The organism is Photorhabdus sp. S10-54, from assembly GCF_963878145.1.
Taxonomy (GTDB): Bacteria; Pseudomonadota; Gammaproteobacteria; order Enterobacterales; family Enterobacteriaceae; genus Photorhabdus; species Photorhabdus kayaii.
Genome location: NZ_CAWNXG010000155.1, coordinates 1 through 870, shown reverse-complemented (window position 1 = coordinate 870; position 870 = coordinate 1). Strand labels below are relative to the sequence as shown.

Genomic DNA, 870 nt, shown 5'->3' with positions numbered 1-870 from the left:
CGTTTTGAGAGGAATTATTGAACAGCATGATGATTGGGTATAATTGCTTTCGCCAAAAACCAACCATGCCTTACCATCATGCCGAGAACCATGTTATCAAAACCCCTATGGAATACGCTAGCTGTATTCATGCAACAAAGTGGACTTATTTATCACAAAGAAGAACATTGCCTGACCTTTGAAGGTATCCTTTACCGTATGAGAACCGGTTGTCGCTGGCGTGATTTACCGCCTGAATTTGGGAAATGGAATACCGTCTTTCGACGTTTTAATGAATGGGCAAAGAAAGACATTTTTAATTTAATCTTCAAATTGTTATCTGAATATTCTGATACAGAGTGGCTGTTCATTGATGGCAGTATTGTGCGGGTTCATCAACACAGTGCAGGTGCGGCTTCTAAAGAAAATGAATCAATAGGAAAAAGTCGGGGGGGACGGTCAACCAAGATCCATTTGGCCGTGGACAATGACGGTTTACCTGTGCATTTTGAGCTTTCCGGTGGTCAAACACATGACATCGTTCATGCTGAAAGTCTTGTGTCGCAGTCACCGCCATCGGATTTTGTAATTGCGGATAAGGGTTACGATAGCGAAGCCTTCAGGCTTACCGTGAAACAACAAGGCGCAACGCCGGTCATTCCCTACAAGAAAAACCGTCGAAAAGCCGATAAGCGTGTTGATAAATGTTTATATCGTTACCGCCACTTGGTGGAAAATGCGTTTGCCAGAATTAAACATTTCCGTGCAATAGCAACAAGATACGATAAGTTGGAACGTAATTACGCCAGTATGCTAGCTCTGGGTTTTATCATCATCTGGCTGCCTATGTGGACTGAATAAATTATGTACCCGAAAGGTAAACAGCCCCTA

At 42.9% G+C, this 870-nt stretch carries 1 protein-coding gene; it reads left to right on the top strand.

All coding sequences use genetic code 11. The features are described from left to right. Window positions 1-78: 78 nt before the first annotated feature. A complete protein-coding gene (locus AACQ83_RS24260; RefSeq protein ID WP_112886972.1) occupies window positions 79-840 on the top strand; it encodes an IS5 family transposase in 762 nt (253 codons plus the stop codon). The last annotated feature ends 30 nt before the right edge of the window (window positions 841-870 follow it).